2 protein-coding genes are annotated in these 1,071 nt (G+C 66.8%); one reads left to right on the forward strand and one right to left on the reverse strand.

Going from position 1 to position 1,071, the window contains the following annotated elements:
• Positions 1–335: phosphopantetheine-binding protein (locus J6497_RS40625; RefSeq protein ID WP_225709743.1), on the reverse strand; the 335-nt coding region annotated here is incomplete at its 3' end.
• A 98-nt stretch (positions 336–433) separates the two neighbouring features.
• Between J6497_RS40625 and J6497_RS40630 the strand changes: the two genes are divergently transcribed.
• Positions 434–1,071, forward strand: a 638-nt coding sequence (locus J6497_RS40630; RefSeq protein WP_312010468.1) for a phosphopantetheine-binding protein, incomplete at its 3' end; no start/stop codon positions are given.

The following is a 1,071-nucleotide window of genomic DNA, read 5'->3' on the forward strand; positions in this document are numbered from 1 at the left end:
GCGACGATGCTTTCCGCCAGATCTGCCAGCACCGGTTTGGCAAACAGCGTCGTCAGCGATAGCTGTACACCCAGCGCCTGCGACAGCCGGCTCAAGAATCGCACGGCAAGAAGCGAGTGGCCGCCCAGTTCGAAGAAGTTGTCGTGCCGTCCGACCCGCGCCAACCCCAGAAGCTCGGCCCAGATCGTCGCTAGCTGCGTCTCAATGGGCCCCTGCGGCGCCTCATAGGCGCGCCGCGCATAGGCCTCATCCTCCGGTGCCGGCAGCGCCTTGCGGTCCAGCTTGCCGTTCACCGTCAACGGCAGCGCCGCAAGCCGCACAAACGCCGACGGCACCATGTACTCAGGCAACCGCGCACTTACATGCGTGCGCAAGATGCTGGCGAGCTCGCCTCCATCCAGCCGATCCGTTCAGCGGCGAGGTCGGGGCGCGGATGTACCGGAGCGGCGACCTGGCGCGGTACCTGCCCGACGGCAATCTGGCGTTTTTGGGTCGCAACGACGACCAGGTGAAGATCCGCGGCTTCCGGATCGAGCCCGGCGAGATCGCCGCGCGGCTTTGCGAGCATGAGTGGGTGCGCGATGCGGTGGTGGTGGCGCGCGAGGATCGCGCCGGCGAGCCGCGGCTGGTTGCCTATGTGGTGTGTGCGTCCGAGGCGGAATCGGATGAGTTGGATGGAGCCGAGCTCGCCGGCACCTTGCGCACGCATGTAAGTGCGCGGTTGCCTGAGTACATGGTGCCGTCGGCGTTTGTGCGGCTTGCGGCGCTGCCGCTGACGGTGAACGGCAAGCTGGACCGCAAGGCGCTGCCGGCACCGGAGGATGAGGCCTATGCGCGGCGCGCCTATGAGGCGCCGCAGGGGCCCATTGAGACGCAGCTAGCGACGATCTGGGCCGAGCTTCTGGGGTTGGCGCGGGTCGGACGGCACGACAACTTCTTCGAACTGGGCGGCCACTCGCTTCTTGCCGTGCGATTCTTGAGCCGGCTGTCGCAGGCGCTGGGTGTACAGCTATCGCTGACGACGCTGTTTGCCAAACCGGTGCTGGCAGATCTGGCGGAAAGCATCGTCGC

Origin of the sequence: Bradyrhizobium cenepequi, from assembly GCF_020329485.1 — a bacterium.
Taxonomy (GTDB): Bacteria; Pseudomonadota; Alphaproteobacteria; order Rhizobiales; family Xanthobacteraceae; genus Bradyrhizobium; species Bradyrhizobium cenepequi.